This window comes from Novosphingobium sp. KN65.2 (assembly GCF_001368935.1).
In the GTDB taxonomy this organism is placed as follows: Bacteria; Pseudomonadota; Alphaproteobacteria; order Sphingomonadales; family Sphingomonadaceae; genus Novosphingobium; species Novosphingobium mathurense.
In genome coordinates, this window is sequence record NZ_CCBH010000068.1 from 25,144 (window position 1) to 47,199 (window position 22,056).

The 22,056-nt window shown below is 62.5% G+C and carries 20 protein-coding genes; 12 read left to right on the forward strand and 8 right to left on the reverse strand.

Going from position 1 to position 22,056, the window contains the following annotated elements:
• Window positions 1-40: 40 nt before the first annotated feature.
• From SPHV1_RS02535 to SPHV1_RS02545, 3 genes are all read right to left on the reverse strand, one after another.
• Entirely contained in the window at window positions 41-2,548 is a 2,508-nt protein-coding gene (locus SPHV1_RS02535; RefSeq protein ID WP_054944521.1) for a TonB-dependent receptor, read from the reverse strand.
• Window positions 2,549-2,823: 275 nt separating this feature from the next.
• Window positions 2,824-3,702 (reverse strand): Coq4 family protein, encoded by an 879-nt coding sequence (locus SPHV1_RS02540; protein ID WP_054944522.1) that lies wholly within the window; start codon window positions 3,700-3,702, stop codon window positions 2,824-2,826.
• 89 nt (window positions 3,703-3,791) lie between these two features.
• Entirely contained in the window at window positions 3,792-5,537 is a 1,746-nt protein-coding gene (locus SPHV1_RS02545) for an amidohydrolase family protein (RefSeq protein WP_054944523.1), read from the reverse strand.
• 160 nt (window positions 5,538-5,697) lie between these two features.
• On the opposite strand from SPHV1_RS02545, the gene SPHV1_RS02550 reads away from it, so the two are divergent.
• Complete coding sequence (locus tag SPHV1_RS02550) at window positions 5,698-6,453, forward strand: helix-turn-helix transcriptional regulator (RefSeq protein WP_231634430.1); 756 nt, start codon at window positions 5,698-5,700, stop codon at window positions 6,451-6,453.
• A gap of 34 nt (window positions 6,454-6,487) precedes the next feature.
• Here SPHV1_RS02550 and SPHV1_RS02555 read toward each other — a convergent pair whose 3' ends face one another.
• Window positions 6,488-8,188, reverse strand: a complete 1,701-nt coding sequence (locus tag SPHV1_RS02555) for an FAD-binding protein (protein WP_231634433.1) — start codon at window positions 8,186-8,188, stop codon at window positions 6,488-6,490.
• Between the two features lie 35 nt (window positions 8,189-8,223).
• On the reverse strand, window positions 8,224-9,018 hold the full coding sequence (locus SPHV1_RS02560; RefSeq protein WP_082430745.1) for an SDR family NAD(P)-dependent oxidoreductase: 795 nt from the start codon (window positions 9,016-9,018) through the stop codon (window positions 8,224-8,226).
• 170 nt (window positions 9,019-9,188) lie between these two features.
• On the opposite strand from SPHV1_RS02560, the gene SPHV1_RS02565 reads away from it, so the two are divergent.
• From SPHV1_RS02565 to SPHV1_RS02580, 4 genes are read left to right on the forward strand one after another with little or no spacing between them, the layout of a single operon-like run.
• Complete coding sequence (locus tag SPHV1_RS02565) at window positions 9,189-9,950, forward strand: SDR family NAD(P)-dependent oxidoreductase (protein WP_054944576.1); 762 nt, start codon at window positions 9,189-9,191, stop codon at window positions 9,948-9,950.
• 11 nt (window positions 9,951-9,961) lie between these two features.
• Window positions 9,962-10,675, forward strand: coding sequence for an EthD domain-containing protein (locus SPHV1_RS02570; RefSeq protein WP_054944524.1), 714 nt, complete (start codon window positions 9,962-9,964; stop codon window positions 10,673-10,675).
• Between the two features lie 18 nt (window positions 10,676-10,693).
• Window positions 10,694-11,575 (forward strand): helix-turn-helix transcriptional regulator, encoded by an 882-nt coding sequence (locus SPHV1_RS02575; protein ID WP_054944525.1) that lies wholly within the window; start codon window positions 10,694-10,696, stop codon window positions 11,573-11,575.
• The gene (locus SPHV1_RS02580) at window positions 11,575-12,450 is read left to right on the forward strand and encodes an SDR family NAD(P)-dependent oxidoreductase (protein ID WP_054944526.1); all 876 of its coding nucleotides are present in this window, start codon (window positions 11,575-11,577) and stop codon (window positions 12,448-12,450) included. The genes SPHV1_RS02575 and SPHV1_RS02580 overlap by 1 nt, the downstream gene beginning before the upstream one ends.
• Window positions 12,451-12,527: 77 nt before the next feature.
• Here the strand turns inward: SPHV1_RS02580 and SPHV1_RS02585 are convergent, their stop codons facing one another.
• Entirely contained in the window at window positions 12,528-13,316 is a 789-nt protein-coding gene (locus SPHV1_RS02585) for an SDR family NAD(P)-dependent oxidoreductase (RefSeq protein WP_054944527.1), read from the reverse strand.
• A gap of 131 nt (window positions 13,317-13,447) precedes the next feature.
• Here SPHV1_RS02585 and SPHV1_RS02590 point away from each other — a divergent pair, with 131 nt between their 5' ends.
• From SPHV1_RS02590 to SPHV1_RS02610, 4 genes are all read left to right on the forward strand, one after another.
• Window positions 13,448-14,302 (forward strand): SDR family NAD(P)-dependent oxidoreductase, encoded by an 855-nt coding sequence (locus SPHV1_RS02590; protein WP_197277619.1) that lies wholly within the window; start codon window positions 13,448-13,450, stop codon window positions 14,300-14,302.
• Window positions 14,299-14,727, forward strand: coding sequence for a nuclear transport factor 2 family protein (locus tag SPHV1_RS02595; RefSeq protein ID WP_054944528.1), 429 nt, complete (start codon window positions 14,299-14,301; stop codon window positions 14,725-14,727). The genes SPHV1_RS02590 and SPHV1_RS02595 overlap by 4 nt, the downstream gene beginning before the upstream one ends.
• A 181-nt stretch (window positions 14,728-14,908) precedes the next feature.
• The gene (locus tag SPHV1_RS02605; protein ID WP_054944530.1) at window positions 14,909-15,826 is read left to right on the forward strand and encodes an NAD(P)-dependent oxidoreductase; all 918 of its coding nucleotides are present in this window, start codon (window positions 14,909-14,911) and stop codon (window positions 15,824-15,826) included.
• A 29-nt stretch (window positions 15,827-15,855) separates the two neighbouring features.
• Window positions 15,856-16,788 carry an alpha/beta hydrolase gene (locus SPHV1_RS02610; protein ID WP_054944531.1) on the forward strand — a complete coding sequence of 311 codons (933 nt, stop codon included), beginning with the start codon at window positions 15,856-15,858 and terminating at the stop codon, window positions 16,786-16,788.
• A 36-nt stretch (window positions 16,789-16,824) separates the two neighbouring features.
• Here SPHV1_RS02610 and SPHV1_RS02615 read toward each other — a convergent pair whose 3' ends face one another.
• Window positions 16,825-17,580 (reverse strand): SDR family oxidoreductase, encoded by a 756-nt coding sequence (locus SPHV1_RS02615; RefSeq protein ID WP_054944532.1) that lies wholly within the window; start codon window positions 17,578-17,580, stop codon window positions 16,825-16,827.
• Window positions 17,581-17,670: 90 nt separating this feature from the next.
• Between SPHV1_RS02615 and SPHV1_RS02620 the strand changes: the two genes are divergently transcribed.
• Window positions 17,671-18,735 (forward strand): alkene reductase, encoded by a 1,065-nt coding sequence (locus SPHV1_RS02620; protein WP_054944533.1) that lies wholly within the window; start codon window positions 17,671-17,673, stop codon window positions 18,733-18,735.
• 34 nt (window positions 18,736-18,769) lie between these two features.
• Here SPHV1_RS02620 and SPHV1_RS02625 read toward each other — a convergent pair whose 3' ends face one another.
• Window positions 18,770-19,288, reverse strand: a complete 519-nt coding sequence (locus tag SPHV1_RS02625; protein WP_054944534.1) for a nuclear transport factor 2 family protein — start codon at window positions 19,286-19,288, stop codon at window positions 18,770-18,772.
• Between the two features lie 242 nt (window positions 19,289-19,530).
• Between SPHV1_RS02625 and SPHV1_RS02630 the strand changes: the two genes are divergently transcribed.
• Window positions 19,531-20,694: an LLM class flavin-dependent oxidoreductase gene (locus SPHV1_RS02630; RefSeq protein WP_054944578.1), complete on the forward strand. Its 1,164-nt coding sequence runs from the start codon at window positions 19,531-19,533 to the stop codon at window positions 20,692-20,694.
• A 71-nt stretch (window positions 20,695-20,765) separates the two neighbouring features.
• On the forward strand, window positions 20,766-21,848 hold the full coding sequence (locus SPHV1_RS02635) for a helix-turn-helix transcriptional regulator (RefSeq protein ID WP_054944535.1): 1,083 nt from the start codon (window positions 20,766-20,768) through the stop codon (window positions 21,846-21,848).
• The last annotated feature ends 208 nt before the right edge of the window (window positions 21,849-22,056 follow it).

The following is a 22,056-nucleotide window of genomic DNA, read 5'->3' on the forward strand; positions in this document are numbered from 1 at the left end:
GCCCCGCCTTCCTTCTCGGAAAGGCGGGGCTTCTGCCTGATCAGAGCGCGATCGACAGGTCGACGCCGTAAGTCACCGGATTATCGAACAGCCCAGCGGCCGTCACGCCGGTGGTCGCCACGAAGTTGAGCTGTTGCCTGTTGGTCAGGTTGCGGCCCCACACGGAGACCGTGGCATTCGCCCTACCCAGCGGGACATCCATCACGGAAACCCGCGCATTGAGGGTAAGCAGCGCGTTCTGCGTGTTCATTACATTCAGATATTCGTTGTCATAATCGATCCCTGCGGCGGCGAACCCCGCATTGCCGAAACGACTGGCGCCGACGACGATCTTCGAGCGAAAGGCCCCCTCGACCCGCATCGAGAGCCGGGCGTCCCCATCCAGCGGCACGACATATTCCGCCGACACGTTGGTCAGAACCTTCGGGCGCATCGATACCGGGTAGTCTTCCACCCGCGTTACCCCGCCGCTGGCCAGGACCAGTGGATCGATCTGGAGGTACTTGAAATCGGTATAGCTGCCCCCGGCGACCAGCGTCAGGTTATCGATGGGTGCAGCTGTGATCTCAAATTCGAGACCATAGGCTCGCGCCTTGCCGAAGTTCGTGGTGAACTGCGAAGAGACGATCGGCTCGCAAAGCCCGCCGGGCGAGGTGATGCAACCCGAAGAGGCAAATATCGGGGTCTGCAGATTGGTATAGCGCACGTGGAAAAGCGCCAGGTTCGTCCGCAGGCGTCGGTCGAACCATTCGGCCTTGACCCCGCCTTCCCAGGAATAGGCGCGCTCTTCCTGGTAGGGGATTGCCGAACCCTGGAAGACGTTGCCGGTGGTGCTGTCCACCGCCAGGGGCCCAGCCGAATTGCCCCCCGCAATGAAGCTGGTGACGTACTTTGCATAAAGCAGCAGGTCTGGGCTCGGCTTGTACGTCACGTTTGCCAGGTAGCTGAAATTGCCCTTCGAATAGCTGTACGTCTCTCCGGGTTCCCCAGCGGAGGTATCGAAGAAGGTCTTGTCGTCCTGCGTGTAGCGAACGCCGCCCGTCACATCGACGGCATCGTTCAGGTGATAGGTAACCTGACCATAACCGGCGACCTGGCGCACCTTGTAGTAGAAACTGCGGTCGAAACTACCGATCGGGGCGCCGGGATGGCTGTTCCCCGGAAATACCTGGAAGGTATCGACTACAGGAAGGCCGAAGGGATTGGTGCCGGGCGGCGTCCGTCGATTGTAGTAGAACAGTCCGGCCGTGGCGGTAAGCGGATCGGTATCGAGATTGAACTGCAATTCGTTGCTGAACTGGCGCAGCTGGTTGCAGCACCGCACCGAGAGCAGGGCCATGGGAGCAAACGCGATCGGCGTGCCGTCGCCTGCGAAGGCAATCGGAACCTGAACCGTTCCCGCACCATCGAGGTTCGAGGTGAAGGCATTGCGCTCCAGCGAACGCCAGCTCGTGGTGTTCCTGATCGAAAAGTTGTCGTTCGCGCGATAACTGGCAACGACGAGGTGGCTATTCGTCTTCGTAACGTTGCGCGTCGTCGTGTCGTTATAGGCGATGCGGCCACGCTCGGTCTGTACGTAGTCGTCGATCGCGGGACCGCCAAAGAAGATCTGCGAGGCGACGAGCTGATAGGCGGCGATACCCCCGGGCGTATCGGGAAAGCCCAACAGGTAGACAGGAGCAGGCGAGGACTTCTGACGCGACCAGTCGAACTTGTAGTCGATGGTCAGGTCGTCCAGAGGCTCCCACCGCAAGGCGGCATGAACGGCGTCCGTCAGGCTTTCATCGAGATGCTTGGCCGAAGTCAGCGCTCCGACCTTGCCCGAAGTCTCGTTGCTGTAGTCGAGTGTGATCCGATCGAAATTGCGCACATTGCTGCCTCGCTCGTTGTGCAGGTAGCTGACCGAGGCGCTGAGGCCGTTCCATTCGGGCAGGTCGCCCCGGGTCTTGCTGCGCCACGACCCAAAGCGCGCATAGCTGGCATCCTGCCGGATTGCGAACTGGCCCTTCGGCCCCGAAGTGATGTAGTTTACCGCGCCTCCCGTCGAGTTCGTGCCGAAGAGAGTTCCGGCCGGACCGCGAATGACTTCGATCCGTTCGATATCGGCAACATCGAAGATGATCCCGCTCAGCGCCCCGAGATAGACCCCGTCGATATAGTAGGAAATGCCGTTGTCGATGGTCGGATTGGAAGCCGCACCTGACACCTGTCCGCGCATCGTCGTTGTGGGAATGCCATTGCCGCCGGCCTGCGTAACGACATAGAGATTTGGCGCGACAGAACGCAGGTCTGCGATATTCTCGATCCGGGAATTGCGGATCTGGTCGGCGGTGATCGCCGTGACCGCCACGGGTACGTTTTGGAGATTTTCAGAGCGCTTCTGGGCGGTTACGATAATCTCCCGGATACCCCTGACAGGAATGTCGCCGACCTGCTCCGTGCCTTCTGCCCCGGGAATAGCCTGCGCCTCGGCTGGCGCGGCAAGGCCTGCGGCCGCAACAGCGATTGCGGAACAGCCCACGAAATACGCGAAGTCAAAACCCTTCATGCATGCACCTCCCAAGTTTGATGATTTTGTATCGGATGATCGAAGATCGACCCTCTCCCCTACGGATCGTCTTTGGATCCGGTTCGAACACACGGCCCCGCGCCCCTCGTTGCGAACCAGCGCGACGGGAACGACCGGGCCGCTACGAGGCGTGCCCGTGATGGCGCATGCCTCGGCGCCGGAACCGCGAGCGATTGGCGTATCGCTCGCGGCTGCTCCGTATCGTGAAGATCAAGCGTAAGCGACGCTGCTGCAACGCCGCGCTGCGCATCTCGCTATTCGGCCGCTTCCATGACAGGGACGCCGTAGTTGGGGTCATCCTCGTTGCACAGACGGTTCGTTTCCAGCCAGAGCCCTTCCTCGGCCGGAGCGATCCCGAACTCCTCGCGGATCGCGGAAATCGGCCAATCCGTGTAGGCGCGCCAATCGACCAGCATCAGCGGGAACTTCCAGTTCCGGCCCTGCTGCGCACCGCGGAATTCCGCCTCGAGATGAACGACCATCGCCTCGGGATAGTGCAAGCCGTCCTTCATCACCGTCTTGGCTTTCAGGTAGAAGGCGATGCGGGAGAAAAAGGCCGCAAGTTCGGGATGAAAATAGCGCGCCTTGGCATGCATGTTAGCGCTCAGCAGCGCCAGTTCACCCCCGTGGTTGGGGCCAAAGCCGGTCACCATGTGTTCGATGTCGTGGGTCAGCGCCGTCTGGCGCAGGTAGTAGGTGAAGTCGTTCACCACCTGGACCTCCTGGAAGAACAGGTCGAGCTGATAGCCCGAATTCACCATGAATTCGCGGATCGCCTCTCCCAAGGTCCCCGAGGCACACCCTTCGAGCTCGGCGATGGTGAAATCTGCCAGGCTGCGGCCCTCGAGCCACTTGCGAAATTCGGGAAGGCGCGCTTTCTCCATTTCGAAAAGTTCCATGATCCGGGGCATGTCCTCAAGATCGTGAAAGATCTGCGCCACCTCCGGAATATAGGCGGTATTGGGCAGATCCGCGCCGTTGCGGCGCAGCATTTCCTGCGCGATCAACTCGCGCAGTCCCCCATGGTTGAGGTAGCGGCTCGAACTGACGAGCACGGAGCTTTCCGTAGCGACCTGTCGGATCGCGCCGTTGAAATAGGCGCGATCCGCGTCACCGATCTTGGCTTCGGTCATTGTTGAATTCCTCTCCAGGATAAGTAGGCGCGCCTCTCTTGAGGAAGCGCTGCCCACCGGTTTGAAATTGACTTTATGGAATCACACAATCACTCGGCGGCTACGGCCAGACCATCGCTGGGAGCGATCGCCGGAGAGAGGAACTCGCCAGGCTTGGCCCCGGTGTAGGCGCCGTTCTCGAAAGTCGGAACGCCGTTCACGAGGGTCAGGCGCGTCGGCATCGGCTTGCGGGTGAAGCGCCAGGTCGTACCGCCGCGACCGTCGGGCACGTCATTGGCCTTCTCCATTTCCTGTCGCGCGATCTCATCAAGATTGAAGACCGCGACGTCCGCTCGCTTGCCGGGCGCAATGACGCCGCGATCGGCAAGATTGAAATGGCCCGCAAGTTTGCCGGTCATGACATGCACGGCCTCCTCGATCGAAAGACTTCCTTCATCGCGCACGTACTGGGTCAGCAGCAGCGCATTTTCGCCGCCCCCGCACAGCATCTGCAGGTGCGCACCGGCGTCCGAAATGTTGCCCACTGTCTTGGGATCGCGCATCAGCTCGATCGTCAGGGCCTCGTCCTTGGGGAATGGCGCCATATGCACGGTCGAACGGGTGCCGTTCTTGAGAATCCAGTCCGCCATGGCATCCGACCGGTGCAGCCCAAGCGATTCCGCATATTCCTTCAAGGTCATGTTGAGCGGCCCTGCACCGTTCTCGCTATCGATGAGATGCAGTTCCTGGGGATTCTTGAGCGGCGAGTGATCCCAGGCCTTCGTATCCCAGCTTTCCCGCGCGCGGGCGCGCCATTCGGGATCGGCCAACAGCCGGGCCTTCTCGGCGTGGTCATCCGCAAGCACGACCTCATGCCAGACGAAATCATTCGATTGGGCGAAGATCAGGGACTTGGTGATCGAAAGGACATTGGTCGGCGAAACATGGGCAAAGCCCGGCCATACGTCGACGTCCGCCTCGCGCATCTTGCGCAGGGATTCCTGCATGGCCGGCAGGATGCCCTTCTGGAACTCCAGCGTCGGCACGGCCCCGGCGATCTGCACCCGGATCTTGCGACCTCCCAGCAGACCGGCAAGCCTTTCCAGGTCAGCCGGCCCGGTCATGCGCATGAAAGTATCGACGATCACCTGGTAACAGGAGTTCGGGTATCTCTCCATGACATCGAATAACGCCGCGAACTCCGCATCATTGGCCTTGAGCGTGGGGACTGGACGGTCCTGCCCGTCATGGTCATGCAGGTTGTCCGACATCCCAAGCGCCCCTGCCGCCAGCGCATCGTCGAGCAGTTCGCACATGCGCGCGATCTCTTCGGGTGTGGCCTCGCGATCCCATGCCTCCACACCCATCGCGGCAAGGCGAATGGCGATATGACCGACATAGGCCGCGTAATTGAGCGGGACCTTCACGTTGCGTTCGACCGAAGCGCGATACTCCGACCAGGTGTTCCAGTCCCACGGCAGCTTCTGCAGGAATGGCCCTTCGGGAATGTCCTCGAAGAAGGAGAAGATGCCGATCATTTCCTTCTGTGCCGGCATGTAACGATGGAGCGGCGCGGTTGAAAATCCGCAATTGCCAAGGATCATGGTGGTCGCGCCATAGCCCGGCAGGGGATCGAGATCGGGCTGCCACCACATGGTGCCGTCGTAATGGGTATGGCTTTCGATGAAACCGGGCGTCACGTAGCACCCCGAAGCATCGACGACGCGCTCGCCCCGCGCTTCGAGGTCCGGTCCGACTTCGGCAATCCTGCCATCGCACACGCGGACATCAGCTGCGAAGGCCGGTGCGCCCGTGCCGTCTACCACGGTACCATTCCTGATCAGCATGTCTTCCATTGACGCTCTCTCCCGAATGTTTCTTTTCCCGACGATTCGTGTATTCGGCCTGTGTTCGAGCCGAGTGGATCTGTCGCGAATACGATCATAGGTGAGCCGCTGATTCTCGCGAAGAAACGCCTTGCCAGCCGGATCGATTTCTGCGCCTATTCGTATCATCATGCGATACGATTCAGTAACGGAAGCCATGCTCGGCGTGTTGCGCAGACACTTGCGCCACGATGGCTGGACAGCCCCCCGCCTTGCCGAGGCCCTTGGCATCGGAGAGGCAACCGCCAAGCGCTGGCTGGTGGGCAAGGGATTGACACTCAAGCGACTGGAAACGCTTGCGGAACTTTGCGGCATGTCGATCTCCGAGCTGGCCCGCGAAGCCGAACAGGCGCGCTCTGGAATGAAGCGTGAACTCACCCTCGCTCAGGAACGCGCCCTTTCCGCGGATGTATTTCTGTCATTCCTTTTCATGACGATCCTGGCCGGAGCCAGTCCGCAGGAGCTGGCAGAAGATTTCGAACTGTCCCCATCGCTGCTGGATCCGGCTCTCGCCAAGCTCGAACGGCTTGCCCTGATCGACCGGTTGCGCGGTAATCGCGTGCGCCCGCTGGTCGACCGCAACCTGATCTTCCGCAAGCTGCCGATGCGCGAACTCTTCGAGAAATATCTCAAGGTCCAGTTCATGACGATGGACTTCGGTGCGCCGGATTCGACCTACACTTCCGAACTGCTCAAGCTCTCCGACGCGGGTGCCGGGCAGTTGGCCGAAATGTTCGAGCGCCTGCGCCGCGAGGCCCAGGCGCTCGGAGACCGCGACCGCGAAAACAGCCTGCGCCCGCGCCGCTGGTTCACGATGATGTGCGCCATGCGCCCCTTCGACACCTCCGGGGTCATCGATTCAGCCACCGAATTTGCCGAAGGTTAGGCGCGGCTTCGTTCAAAGGGTGCGCGCGCCGCGGTCAATCGTTCGCGCCGGTCATGTCACGCGCAGCGATATAGCCGAAAGTCAGCGCCGGACCGAGAGTCACGCCCGCCCCGGGGTAACTTTCGCCCATGGCCGAGGCCGCGTTGTTGCCCACCGCGTAAAGTCCCGGAATGGCGGTGCCTTCATGGTCGACGACTTGCCCCTTGGCATTGGTCTGCAGACCGCCGTTCGTACCGATATCGCCGGGATAGATCGGCAGCGCGTAGAACGGCGCCTCACTCAGCGGACGAAGGCAGGGATTGGGCTGATTGCGCGGATCGCCGTACATCCTGTCGTAGGCCGGTTCGCCACGATGGAACGCACTGTCCACGCCCTTTGCCGCGTCTGCGTTGAAACGGGCGACCGTCGCCGAAAGTTTGCCCGGATCGACACCCATCTTGCCAGCAAGCGCCTCTATCGTCGATGCTTTCTTCAGGATAGACCTGACGGCGCCCTTGTGCATCCAGTCCGGCATGAGAGGCAGTACCGGCCCCATCGGATAAAGATGGCGATAGCGGTAATCGAAGATCATCCAACTCGGCGAAGCATCGCCGTGATCGCGCTGGCGCGCTGCCATCTGCTGGCCAACGATGTGATAGGATGCCGCTTCGTTGAGATAGCGTTCGCCCGACCGGTTGACCATGATGCAGCCGGGCAATGCGCGCTCGATCGTGCAGAGGCGGCCACGGTCTTCACCAGGAACGTAGAACACCGGGGCAGCCCAGGCCGACTGCAGGTTCATCGTGCCCGCGCCGATCTCGGCACCTGCCCGGATCGCATCGCCCGTATTGCTGGTAACGCCGCCCGAATACCGCGCCGCGGGATAGAGCGGTGCGTTCGCGTCACGCATGTCCTGGTTCTTGTCGAAGCCGCCCGCGGCAAGGACCACGCCTTTGCGCGCGCGAATACGATAGGGCTTGCCGTTCCTTTCGACCACCACGCCCACGACTGCGCCATCCCGCCGCACGACTTCCCGCATCGGCGTTTCGAGCCAGACCGGCACGCCCTTGTCATTGAGCGCCGCGCGCAGCGCACCGGTCAGGGCATTGCCGAGAGTAAGGCGGCGATCCTTGCGGCTCGTGAACCGGAATGGCCAGTCGAACCAGTATCGGGCCATACTTTTGGCGAGGCCGCTGGCCCATCCCTTTGTCCGATACAGGAGCAGGTAGGTCTCGGCGAACGTCCATTGCAGGTAGCCGAACAGGCTTGCCGCCGGCGAAGGGAAGCGCTGGGTCTTCACATCCCTGCCCAGCTTTCTCCCGTCGAATTCAAGCGGGAGGTGCGTGCGGAAGCCCTGCGCCGAACCACCGGGATTTTCAGCGTGATAATCGGGATAAGGCTGGGCGACGTACTCGACCTCGGTATTCGCGGTCAGCCAGCGCAACATTGCCGCAGCATTGTCGACATAAGCTCGGATATTGGCATCGGGCACGTTGTCCGCCGAAAGGCCGCGCACATAAGTAAAGGCATCGTCAAGGTTGTCCTCGAAACCCGCCGCCTTCGCCTGATCGCTTCCCGGAATCCAGATACCGCCGCCCGAGGTCGCGGAAGTACCGCCCCATTGGGCCGCCTTCTCGATAACCAAAGCTTCGGCGCGGTTACTGGCGGCGACCAGCGCGCTCATCATTCCACCCGCACCGGAACCGACCACAAGGACGTCGACTTCCTTGTCCCACGACAGGTGAGGCGCGGCCATGTCCTGGGAATCCTGTTGGCTGACAGTCGCGTGCATCATTCGTCCCTGAGAAGCTGGAACTGCGGGGTCTGACGCGCGGTGATCTGTGCATTGCGGGCCGCAAATCCGTCGTCGAAAGTCATCGGCTGCGGAATTATCCAGTACTCCCCACGCGCCACCGCGTCGAGCACAAGCGGAGCGAATTCATCGCCGGTCAGTCCGTTTTCTTCCAACATTCCGGTCATCGTCGAGTGAAAGCCCCTGGCGCTTTCGGGCGGCGTCTCGCGGAATATGCCCGATTTCACTGGCCCCGGTGCCAACAGCGACACAGCGATCGGCGCATCCATCGCCTGCAATTCGCCGTGCAGGCTTTCCGTCAGGGCAACGACCGCGAACTTGGTGGCAGAATAGGGAGACATCATAGGCGAAGGCAGGAAGCCGCCTACAGAGGCGGTATTGACGATGCGCGAGGGCGTACCCGCCGCCAGCATGCGGGGCACGAAAGTGCGCAGGCAATTGAGCACACCTTCCACGTTGACTGCCCAGGCTTTCTCCCATGACGCCTTGGGGATTTCCCAGGTCGTGCCGGTCACCAGTACGCCTGCGTTATTGAAAAGCAGGTCGACACTGCCGAACCTGTCCCAGGCGGCATCGGCCAGGGATTCCACTGCAGCAGGATCGGTAACGTCGGTCGCTACCGCCAGCGCGCCTTCGCCAAGGGGTCCGGCAACCTGATCGAGCATGGCAGCGTCGCGATCTGCCAGGACCACTTTCATCCCGCGGCGCACGGCTTCGCGCGCCAGGCCAGCACCGATTCCGCCGGCGGCCCCGGTAACGACTGCAACGCTCATGCCGCGCTCCAACCTGAGAGGCGCATTGAATTTTCCATGATTGCTTTGCTCTCCCGCATTTGTTCGACGCATATAAAGGCAATGGTTGCCACATGATCGATTTGATGCGTAACATACATCGAAATTTTCTACGAACAAGGCCAATGGTGATTCTGCCATCGGGAGAGGACATGACAGACTTGAACGGCAAAGTTGCGCTGATCACCGGTGCGGGTCAGGGCGTAGGCCAGGGCATTGCATTGGCCATGGCATCGGCGGGCGCCAATATCGTAGCCACCGGTCGCACTCTCGCCAAGGTGGAAGCGACCGCAAGACTTGTCGAACAACGCGGCGGCCGGGCGATCCCGCTTGTCTGCGACGTCAAGAACGCCGATGACCTGAAAGCAGTGGTCGATGCAGCGACACAGGCGTTCGGCGGTATCGACGTGCTCGTCAACAATGCCCAGGAAGTCCCCCTCGGACTGCTCGAGGACGTGACCGACGAGGCGTTCCTGAACGGCTTCCTGTCCGGTCCGCTGGCGAGCCTGAGACTGATGAAGCTGGTCAAGCCGATCATGGCCACACGCGGCGGAGGCACGATCTTCAACTTTGCATCGTCTGCAGGCATCCGTTGGGACATGGCCTTCTACGGGGCCTACGGAGCGGTAAAGCAGGCGACGCGCGCACTCACGCGGGCGGCGGCATCGGAATGGGGCCGTGCCGGAATTCGCGTTCTCACGATTGCGCCCCATGCGGAATCGCCCGGCCTCAAGGGTTGGATCGAGAACAATCCCACAGAAGCAGAAGCGTTCTTCAAGACGATCCCCCTCGGCAGGATCGGCAGGCTGGAAGAGGACATCGGCCGCGCCATCGTCGCCCTGTGCGGACCGGACATGGGCTACCTTACCGGGGCAACGGTGCCGCTCGATGGCGGACAGGCGAATTTCGACTGAGGAGAGGGGCAATGGAAAAGGTCATTGGCGCTCTCTGGTCGCCGGAAGAGGAGAGCCGCGCAAGCTTCGGGGACAGGCTGCTCGCCACCCTCCCCGCAGCGCTTGAGGCTGCAGGCGCACGCAAGATCCGTCTGAACATCCGCGACGAGACAATCGCCCCGGCCGATCCGCTGGTACAGCGCTGGCAGCGGCCACAGCAGGATGCCGTCGTCCAGTTCTGGATGCCTTCGTCCAATGCACGGTTCCGGCAAGCCGTGGACGCCGCGCTCAATGCGCATTGTGCCCGCTTCGCACTGTGGCTGGTCTGTGAGTCGGAGATCATCGCGAACACCGATCATATTTCGCAGCCGGGCGAACGGACCTGTGGATGGAGCCAGGCCAGCTTCATCTCCTTCCTTCCCGACATGGGCCGCAGCGCCGCGATTGCGCACTGGCACAGCCATCACACCCGCGTCGCGATCGAGACCCAGGCAAACTTCGAATACATTCAGAACCTGATCGTTCGCCCGTTGACCGAGGACGCGCCAGCCTATGACGCCTTTGTCGAAGAGTGCTTCCCGCGCGAGGCGATGAATGATCCCCGCGTCTTCTTCGATGCGGGGGATGATGAAGCGAAGTTCAAGCGCAATGCGCAGGCGATGACAGCAAGCTGCGAAGCCTTCATCGACTTCACCCGGATCGACGTCATCCCCACCAGCCAGTTCGATTTCGGCGAACGGGATTGAGAACCAGCGGAGGCGTTCATGGAGTTTTCGACCCGGGTTATCGAATCGTGCGCGCTTGACGGCGGGCGTGTCGAGCTTGTCGAATGGCAATGGCCGGACTTCGTCGAATTCGAGCGCAGCGAACGCAGCCTCAGGGTGGAAATGTCCCTCCCGCCCTTTGCGACCGATGCATCGGCATGGTTTCCGGACATCGCACCGGACAAGCACTGCTTCATGGGCACCCTTGTCGTGCGTTGCCCCGGCGTGAAGATCGCCGGCCGCTGCGACGGACGCCTGATCCGTGTCGTGCGTTTCGTCTTCGACCAGACGGAGACAGGTGCGATCATGGGCGACGGAGTGCTGTCGTTGGGCTTTCTGCAGGGCCTGCTCAACATCCGCAGCGAGGCCCTGCGCGGCCTGCTGAGGCTGGCGCACCGCGAACTGACCAACCCGATCGACCGATCTGCGGCAGCCCTGCAGTCGCTCTTCGCACTCGTCAGCATCGAAGTGCGGCGCATGTTCGACCGCGGCGCTGAAGCCGAGGCGTGCAACCGCCTGGCCGCATGGCAATTTCGCCGTATCCGCGAGCGCATCGAGAATGGCAGGACGCTGCCCGCGGTGGGGGAGCTGGCCGACTTGTGCGGCATCAGCCCGCGCCATCTGCATCGCCAGTTCCTCGCCCTCACCGGCAAGTCCGTTTCGGCCTATATCGATGCCTGTCGGGTCGAACAGGCCAAGCATCTGCTCGCCGAGCCGGAACTGCCGGTAAAGCAAGTGGCCAGGCAATGTGGCTTCGACCACGCCAACAGTTTCTCGCGGGCATTCAGGCGGGCTACCGGCCTTTCGCCCCGGGAATTTCGCCAGCGCTCGGCATTCGCCACCGGCGCTGCCAATGACATGAGAAGAAAGGGAGTTGCCTGATGGCAGATCGCAGGATTGCACTGGTTACCGGCGCCAGCCGGGGTGCAGGGGCGGGTATTGCCCGCGGCCTGGGTGAATTGGGTTACAGGGTCTATGTCACCGGCCGTACGGTGACGCCGGGCAATGCCAAGGGCTGGGACGGCAGCGTCCTGCCCGGAACCGTGTCCGAAACGGCGGCCAGGATCGACGAACTGGGCGGAGAAGGCGTGCCTGTCGTCTGCGACCATGCCGACGATGCGCAGGTCGCCCGGTTGTTCGAACAGATCGCCGATGAGAATGCCGGCACGCTCGACGTGCTGGTCAACAATGCCGCCTACATGCACCACCAGCTGATCGAGAAGATGCCCTTCTGGGAAAAGGAACTCGACGCCCAGAAGATCCTCGATGTCGGGCTGCGCAGCGCCTACGTCGCAAGCTGGCACGCCGCGCGCATGATGGTACCGCAAGGATCGGGCTGCATCGCCATGACCAGCTCATTCGGTGCCACATGCTACATGCACGGCCCAGCCTATGGGGCGCAGAAGGCCGGTCTGGACAAGCTTGCCCACGACATGGAACATGACTTGCGCGGATCGGGCGTGATCGCGGTATCGCTGTGGCTTGGCATGCAGATGACCGAGCGCGCGCAGATCTCGGCCAAGACCCATCCCGAGCAGTACGAGCAGCTCATCGCCATGGCCGAGAACCCTGAGTTTTCCGCTCATGTCCTCGATGCAATCGACCGCGCGGCAAACCGCGACGATCTCTCGGGCCGGACCCTGATCGTCGCCGAAATCGCCAAGGAACTGGGCATCACCGACCGGGGCAACGAGCGCGTCTCGTTCCGCGATACCCTTGGGTGCCCGAGGGAGAAGAACCCGGCGGCGATCTACTGAACGCCCGAGGCGTGAAAGCGGGGTCCGGGAGAATGGCCGGTCGGGCCGGCTCCCGCCCCCCGCTTCGCTTCAGGACATCATCCCTGCGGAGGTGTGGGCGATCCGGGCATTCCCATGTAGTAATGGCCCGCATTGAGGCCCCCGTCGACCGACAGCTCGGTCCCCATGCAATAGCGTGCATCTTCGGACGCTAGATAGGCCGCTGCGGCTCCGATATCGCTGGGCTCCCCGGCACATTGCGCCGGGTAGATCCAGAACCCCTTGTCGTATTCCGCCTTCGGTGCATTCATCGGATTGGCGAGCGGTGTATAGATGCCGCCGGGGTGGATCGAATTGACCCGGATCTTGCGCGGCCCCAGCTCCATCGCGAGCGCCTTCGTCAAGCCGCGCACGGCGAACTTGGTCGCGCAATAGACGGTAACCCCGTTCGCCCCCGAAATGCCGTCGGCGCTGCTCATGTTGACGATCGCGCCGCCACCGGCGCGCTCAAGCGCGGGCACCACGGCCTGGCAGCCATTGATGACACCCTTCAGGTTGATGTCGATCAGCCTGTCGATCTCGGCCTCACTCAGATCCTCGAAGGCCTTGAAGACGATCACGCCGGCATTGTTGACCAGCACGTCGATGCGGCCAAAGGCCTCTTCGGTTCCGGCGATCACATCGTTCCAATCCGTGCGCGAGGTAACGTCATGCCGCAGGAAGCGGGCGGCATCGCCCAACTGCGAAGCCAGGGCCGCGCCTTCGTCGACAAGTACATCGGTGAGCATCACCCGCGCGCCTTCCTCGACGAAGCGGCGAACGATTCCCTCGCCGATGCCGCGCGATCCGCCGGTCACGAGCGCGACCTTTCCTTCAAGCCTGTTCATTGGATTCTCCCTTTTTCACCCTTTATGCGTGAAGTCGTCACAACGGCAATATATTTTTGCGCATTTGATTGACTTCATATCGATCAATCATCACTATTCGTAACAAAGAAGAAAATGGAAGAGGAGAAATCGTGCCATCCGATCCCCCCATCACGCGCGGCATTGCCTTCGATTTCAGCGAAAAGAGCGTCCTTGTAACCGGCGCCGGATCGGGAATCGGCAGAGCCATTGCCGACGCCTTCGACGCCTGCGGCGCCCAGGTCTTTGCAGCCGAAATCGACGGGGATCTCTGCGCCGACCTCGAAACGGCGGGAATGCATGTTCTGAAGGGCGATGTCTGCGCACCGGATTTTCCGGCGATGGCAGCCGAACGGGTTGCCCAGGTCAGCGGCAAGCTCGATGTCCTCGTCAACAACGTCGGCCACTTCGTGCATCCTCGCCCCTTTGCCATGCTGTCGGCCGCAGAAGCGGGCGAAGTACTCGACGTCAATCTCGGCCAACTGCTGCGGATGACGTCTGCCATGCTGCCGCTGTTACGCAGATCGGCGCCGGGCAGTGCAATCATCAACGTCACCTCGATTGAAGCCTATCGCGGCATTCCGGGCTGCTCGGTCTATGCCGCCGCCAAGGCAGGCATCGCCGGGTTTACCAAGAGCCTTGCCCTTGAGCTCGGTCCCGAAGGCATCCGGGTCAACGACATAGCGCCGGAAACGACCGACACCCGACAGGTTCCGCTGGACTACATGATCCCTGCGGAAAATCGCGTGCATGAGGACAAATGGATACCGCTTGGCCGGCTCGGCCGCCCGCAAGACTGCGCCGGGGCTGCGCTCTACCTCGCCAGTCCGCTTGCCAGCTGGGTTACGGGCACCGCCATCCATGTCGACGGTGGCGCGCTGGCCGCATCGGGATGGACGCGCACGCAGGACGGTGAATGGACCGTTGTTCCCATCGTCTCGGGCAACGGCATAAGGATCCCTTCATGACGGCAATCGAGATCGCCGAAGTGGCTGCGCTGCGGCACGCCTGCGAAACCTATGCCCTTGGCGCCGACCGGCGGGACAAGAACCTGTGGCGAGCCGTGCTGACACAAGACTGCGTCATTGAAGGGCCCGGTTTTCGCTCGGAAGGACTCGATACGAACCTCGGATCGCTCGACCTGCTCTCGCGCATGTTTCGCACGACCCGCCATACCGTCCATCAGGTCCATGCCGAGTTCGAAGGGCATGAAGCACGCAGCGAAACTTACGCGACCGCAGACCACCTGCTGCAGGACGGCGACGTGATCCTGTCCTGGTCGATCCGCTACATCGACCGATGGCGGCACGAAGAAGGGCTGTGGCGCATCGCTCACCGGCGCCTCGTAATCGATTGGGAAGAGACCCGCCCGGTCAAGGTGCAACAGGCGTGAACGGCGCGCCGGCAGAACAGACTGCACCCATAACCGGCGCCATTGCGCGGGCTTCCTGCATGACCTGGAACATCGCGCAGCACCTCAACATTGCCATCGCGACCGTCGATGGCAGCAACCTGCTTCATCGCAGTCCCGATACAGGGATCGCGGTCCGACCCTCCATTGGAGCCAACATATCATGAGCAAGAAAGTCCTCGTCGTCGGCGGCACCGGCGCCCTTGGCGGCCATGCCGCCATCCACCTCGCGGGCCTCGGCCATCAGGTAACCGTGGCCGGGCGCAATACGCCTTCGATCGGCACGTCCATGGCCGACATGCCGTTCCTCAAGGGTGACTATGTTGCAGGCGACTTCACGCCCGAACGTCTGCGTGGCTTCGACTGGGTCGTCTTCGCAGCCGGCAACGACCCGCGCCACATCCCGCAAGGAAGCGACATTGCCGCCCACTTCATGCACGCCAATGCCGAGTCCATCCCCGCTTTCTTCGCCGCCGCGCGCGAAGCAGGTGTCACCCGCGCTATCCAGCTTGGCAGCTTCTATCCGCAGGCAAGTCCGGAGCTGGTGGCGGGCAATGTCTATATCCAGTCGCGCAAGGCCGCCTGCGAAGGCGCGCGAGCACAGGGCTGCGCCGGATTCGACGTAATCAGCGTCAATGCACCATTCATGGTCGGAACCGTGCCGGGCCTGCCCAGCGCGATCTTCGAACCTTATGTGCAGTGGGCGCTGGGCCAGATCCCGATCGAGCACTTCGCACCGCCGGGCGGCACCAACTTCATGTCGTTCCGCTCGCTTTCCGAAGCCATCGCCGGTGCACTCGAACGCGGTGAGCCGGGCAAAGCCTATCTCGTAGGTGACGAAAACCTCACCTTCCGCGAATACTTCCAGCTCTTCTTCGATGCCGTGGGCAGCACGGTGGTGATGGAGGAGCGTGATGCCGAACTGCCGCTGCTGCCCGACGTGGCAATCCCGCAGGGACGCGGGAACACGATTGCCTATGAGCCCGATGCGGACGAAGTCGCGCTCCTGGGCTATACCCGCAATGACATCGCTGCGGCGGTGCGGGACATCGTCGCGCAGTTCGCCGTGCAATCCGCCTGACCGGCCTGACCGAAGGAACAATCAGGACCATGCCCCTCAATCCCCAGATCGAAGCCCTGCTCGGCGCCATGGCCGAAATGGAGATGCCCTCCTTCCCGGAAGCGACTCCCGAGCAGGTCCGCGCCCTCAACGACAACCCGATGTTCGATGCCGAGGGCCTGACCCTTGCCCGGGTCGAGGACATCGATCTCGCGTTGGAGGGACGAAGGGTCCCGGCGCGCCTCTATGTACCCGAGGGAACGGCTGCCGACGTGGCATTGACCTTGTTCTACCATGGCGGCGGATGGGTTGTCGGCACCCTCGACACCCACGACGCGCTATGCCGCCAGCTTGCGCGTGAGAGCGGATCGGCCGTTCTTTCGGTCGGCTATCGGCTTGCCCCGGAGCATCCCTTCCCGGCCGGCCTCGACGATTGCTACGATGCACTCGCATGGGCCGCCGCGAACGGGAAGGCTCTGGGCGTCGACACCACCAGGCTGGCGGTCGCCGGAGACAGCGCAGGGGGAAACCTTGCCGCAGCCGTTGCCATCCGCGCTCGCGACGAGAGCGGCCCGCCCCTGCGGCACCAACTGCTGATCTACCCGGTCACCGACAATGACTTCACGCTATCGTCCTATGCAGAGCACGGCCAAAACGGCGGCTTCCTGTCGACGGCGATGATGCAATGGTTCTGGGATCACTACGTGGGGCCGAGGAACTCCGGACATGTCCCGCTGGCGACCGTCCACCGGACGGAGGATCTGGCTGGCCTGCCCCCGGCGACAGTGATCACCGCGGAGTTCGATCCGCTTCGCGACGAAGGCATGGCCTATGCTGCGCGGCTTGCCGGGGCCGGGGTGCCGACGGAAGCCGAGATCGCGCCGGGCATGATCCACGGCTTTGCCTCCATGTTCTCGGCCGTACCCGATGCGTTGCCCTATCTGGACCGCGCCAGTGCCCGGCTGCGTGAGGCGCTGGCCTGACGGCCGGCGCCCTGCGTCTTTTCCTCCCGAACGCGATCAGAATGCGATCGCACCGCCATCGATCACCATCGGATGGCCGGTCACGAAGCTGGCCGCATCCGAACAGAGCCAAACCACCGCTTCGGCAATCTCCTCAGGCTTGCCGAAGCGGCCCATGGGCGTCATCGAGTCCACCAGCGAACGAAGCTGCGGATCGGATACGATCGGAGCGGTCATCGGCGTTTCGATCACGCCGGGACAGACCGCGTTGACGCGAATGCCCTCCTTAGCCCACTTCAGCGCCGCCTGGCGCGTCAGTCCCACGACTCCGTGCTTGGATGCGACGTAGCCGGGCTGATTGGGATTGCCGACCAGGCCGTTGATCGACGAGGTGTTGACGATCGCCCCCCCGCCATTGCGCAGCATCACCTCGGCCTCCTCGCGAATGCAGCGCATGACGCCCGTCAGGTTGATCGAGATCGCGACGTCCCAGTTCTCGTCCGCGAACTCGTCGCGACCGAGGAGATTGACGCCGGCATTGTTGAACGCACAGTCGAGACGGCCCCAGGCATCGACCGCCCGGCCCACCATCGCCTTGATTTCGGACGAGCTGCTGACGTCGCAACGCTGCCAGATCGCCGTGCCGCCTGCCGCCTCGATCATCGAGACGGTCTCGCGACCTTCCTCGTCCTTGACGTCGCAGACCAGCACTTTCGCTCCCGAACGGGCGAACGCCAGTGCCGCTGCGCGGCCGATTCCACCGCTCGCGCCGGTCACAAGGGCAACCCTGCCCTCCAGGCCGTAGTCGATCATCCTCTCACTCCTCTTGCATATCGCATTTCTTCGTCTAACCTGTAACGCAAATCAACGTCAATTACGTATTTGATATGGAGAATGCGGATTATGAGGTCCATCTTTTCCCCTATAACGCTAGGGAGCCTGGACTTGTCCAATCGCGTCGTCATGTCTCCGATGACCCGCGACCGCGCCGGTTCCGGCGATGCGCCCGGGCCGATAATGATCGAGTACTACCGGCAGCGAGCCGGCGCAGGCCTGATCGTCACCGAAGGCACCCAGCCCTGCCCGGAAGGCAAGGGATACTGGCGCACGCCCGGCATCCATTCCGATGCCCAGATCGACGGGTGGCGCAAGGTGGCCGATGCCGTCCATGCCGAGGGCGGTCGCATCGTCATGCAACTCATGCACGTGGGCCGCGTCGTCGTGCCTGAAAACCGCGGTTTCGAGGCCGAAATCGTCGCCCCCAGCGCCCTGCCCTGTCCCGACAGGGTGCCCGGGCCGGACGGTGTGCCAGTCGAATGCGCCATGCCCCGCGCGCTGGATGCCGAAGAGTTGCCCGGCGTTGCCGCCCAGTTCGCCCAGGCCGCGCGCAATGCGCGCGAGGCAGGCATCGATGGGGTGGAACTGCACTGCTCGAGCGGATACCTCATCAACCAGTTCCTCAATGCGAACAGCAACCGGCGCGACGATGCCTATGGCGGCGATGCCCTGCGGCGCGCACGCTTTCCGACCATGGTGGTCGAGGCACTCGCCGCTGCCATCGGGGCCGACCGCGTCGGCGTGCGCATTTCGCCCGGCAATGCGTACAACGGCATGACCGATCCCGATCCGGCAGCCACGTTCGCCCCGTTCCTCGATGCCATCGATCCGCTGCATTGCGCCTACCTGCATGTCGTCGACATGAAACTGGAAACGCTCGACACATTGTCCTTCGTGCGCGGGCACTTCTCAGGCCCCGTCATCGCCAACAACATGCTGACGCTGGACACTGGCTGCGAACTACTGGAAAGCGGCCGGGCCGAGGCGATCTCCTTCGGTCGCCCCTTCATCGCGAATCCCGATTTCGTCGAACGGCTGCGCACGAACGCGCCGCTCGCCAAGCCGGATTACGCCCGCCTCTATACCGGCGAAGAGCGCGGCTACATCGATTACCCTGCCCTGACCGATTGATGCCGAAGCCGGCGTTCCGGGCTCCGCCTGCCGGTCAGGCGGGCTCGACCGGGGCCTGAGGCATTTCGCCGTAGCTGACGACCTTGATCGCACCGGCTTCGTCGACTTCCTCGGTAATGACGGATGTAACCCTGCTGACCGTTTCGGCGATGTACCAGCGCCCGCCCTTGCGCCTGTAGACATCCTCGTACTCGACGGCGAGCCGTGTGATCTGTCGCAGTCCAACGAGGATCGTGCGAAAGTTCAGCGACCAAAGGCCCCTGGCTTTATCGGGGCCAGTAATTTCGATCTCCCAGTTCGTGGCATGATGGATATCGTGCACGCCCGGCTGGCATCCCATCTGCCGGAAAATCTCGACGAAATCGTCGCGCCGGTGAAAAACGGGAAAGCCCTGATATGCGATCACGACTTCGTCGGGATCGAAGCAGTCTCGTACAGTCTCGACGTCCTTGAGATCGCAGGCCCGCAGGTAACGGGACTTGAGCAGGCGGATCGCCTCCTTGTCCTCCAGAGCAGCGAGGCGCGCGGCCAGATCGGCAACGACATCGTTCATCGGGTCTCTCCAAAATTCATTTCAATCAGCTTATTGATATTTGCGCTGACAAATAACAACCATATTACGCATTACAACAGATAATGGCTAAATTGAATTTCCATTGCGTTCCGTAAGCTCGATATGATCATTCGGGCGCCGGATAGCCCGATCGGGTTATGAAAGCCGCCCCGCCCTCCGTTAGCGTGCAAGAATCAGAGAAGGAATCGCGCCGTGTCATCGGCCGGGGAGAGCTGCAGAACATGAAATTCTCAATCATTTACGAAGCACAGATGGTGGATACCAGCCGCGAAAACGAGCAGGCCGTGTTCCTCCAGATCGTGGAACAGGCCAAGCTCGCCGAAGAGAAGGACTTCGACTGCATCTGGTGCGTCGAACACACTGCCCTGACCCAGTACGCCCATATGTCGGCGCCGGAAACCGTTCTCGCCTTCATCGCTGGCGCGACGAGCCGCATCCACATCGGGCACGGTGTGGTCTGCCTGCCCCCGGCCATGAACCACCCGGTCAAGGTGGCAGAGCGCATCGCGACGCTAGACATTCTGTCTCAGGGAAGGCTGCATTTTGGCGTTGGCAAGGGCGGAACCCAGCAGGAAGCGGGCACCTTCGGATATGACCTGGGCGAATTGCAGCCGATGATCGATGAATCGATGTACCTCATCCCCAGGATCATGGTGCAGGATGAGATCGAGCACGATGGCCAGTACATCCAGATCCCCAAGCGGCCGATCCATCCGAAGCCCTATCAGGATCCCCACCCGCCGATGTACATGGCCTGCACGCGCGAAAACACGCTGATCGCGGCCGGAGCCCGCGGTATCGGCGCTCTCGTCCTCGGCTTCTCCGGCCCGGAGGAAATCGCCAAGAAGAACGCGATCTACCGCGAGGCATTCCGCAACCGCAAGGCCGAGGACCAGGTCGGGTTCCGCCCCACCGAACATCTTGCCGCGCTTTGCGCCGCAACCGTGCTCGACGACCGCGAGGAGGCCCGCCGGATCGGCCTGCGAGGCCAGCGCTTCTTCGCCGAATCGATCGCTTACTGGTATCAGGGCGGCCCCAAACCGACTGTCGACGAGGAACTCAGCGGCGACGAGCAGGCAGCGATTCTCGAGCAGGAAAAGCAGCAGACGGTCGCCTACCTGTCCGAAGAAGCCATTCCCGTCGGTGACGAGCATCTCTCGAACTACACCGTAGCGCAGGACGCCTATGGAACGCCGGACGATTGCATTCGCTACGTCCAGCGCCTGATCGATGCCGGGGCCGACGAAATCCTCTTTATCTTCCAGATGGGCGGCATCCCGCATGAGGCGATCATGAAGACGATTACCAATATCGGGGACAAGGTCATCCCGCATTTCCGGGCGCAGGAAGCGCGCAAGGCGCAAGAACTGGCCGAAGTGGGCTGATCGCGGGGAAATCGTCGCGGCGGGGCGGACCGGGGCTGGCTCGGCCGACCCGCTCGCGGTATCGAAACCTCATGAAGGACGATACCGCTGCCCTGTCGGCCCTGCTGGCCACGCTTTACGGCGGGATCGATGGCGAGCGCCCCTGGCAGGCCTTCCTCCAGGCGCTGGCCGACTGGATGGATGCGGCCTTCGCAACGCTCATCATCACGACGCCCGACAACGATATGCCAGGCACTTTCGTGACGCCCGGCGCCGATCCCCAGCGCAGCGAGGACTATATCCGGACCTACTTCGCCCACGATCCCTTTCGCGGACTGCCCGAAGGCGAAGTGCTCACCTATCGCGGATTTCTTGCCGGTCTTCCCGAAGAAACCTACGCAGTCTTCAGCGACTACATGCGCGAGGCGCACAGTGAGCAGGTAATCGGTGTCGATCTGCGCTTCCCGCGCGGATTCGAAGCGCGATTCCGGGTAACCCGACAGGAGGACGAAGCCGAGTTCCGGCCCGAAGAACGCAAACGCCTGCAGGCGATCGTTCCCCATTTGCGTATCGCCGCAGGCCTGTTCGAAAAGCTGCAGTTCGCCGGCGCCCAGCATGGTGCCTTCCATTCCGCGACGCAGGGATTGGGCCTCGCGTTGATCGTTCTCGACCGTGAACGCCGGGTCGTCAGCCAGAACGCCCTTGCCGAAAAACTCCTGATAGAAGGCGAAGGCTTGCGCCTTTCCGGCGAACGGCTCACCTTCGACCTGCAGGCTGATGCGCGACGCATCGATGCCATGCTGGCCGAAAGTTATGCCGACGGCCCAATCCGCTTCCGGATCGAGCGGCCGGCAAACGGCGATCTGGTGGCAACCGCAAGGCCGATCGACGTTCCTGCCGTCGGCGCGGGAAGCGGCGCGCTCGCCTTGCTGCTTTCCCGCCCCGGGCAGGACGGCCCGCCATCGCCGCAAGTCCTGCGCGACCTCTTCGGCCTTACCCCGGCAGAAGCGCGCCTTGCCGCCGTGCTGGCCGGCGGCGAGACACTCGTCAACGCGGCCAGACTGATCGGGATTGCCCACAATACCGCGAAAGTGCAGTTGCGTAGCGTCTTCGCAAAGACCGGCGTTCATCGTCAGGCCCAGCTCGTCTCGCTCATCGCCCACCTGACGGGCTAGCGATAGAGCGCGCCGCCATTCACGTGGGGCATCTGACCATTGAGCCAGCGAATGGCGACAGGGCGCACCGGGGCATTCAGTCCACTTTTGGAAATGGCGCAGTATGGCCGCTCCGGCTGGCATCGGGAGACGTACTGACACGCGAACCTCCCCCGCCCCCGGGCAAGGCGGGCACGGCTGCCCGGGTGTACAGCAGATGCCCGCGCAA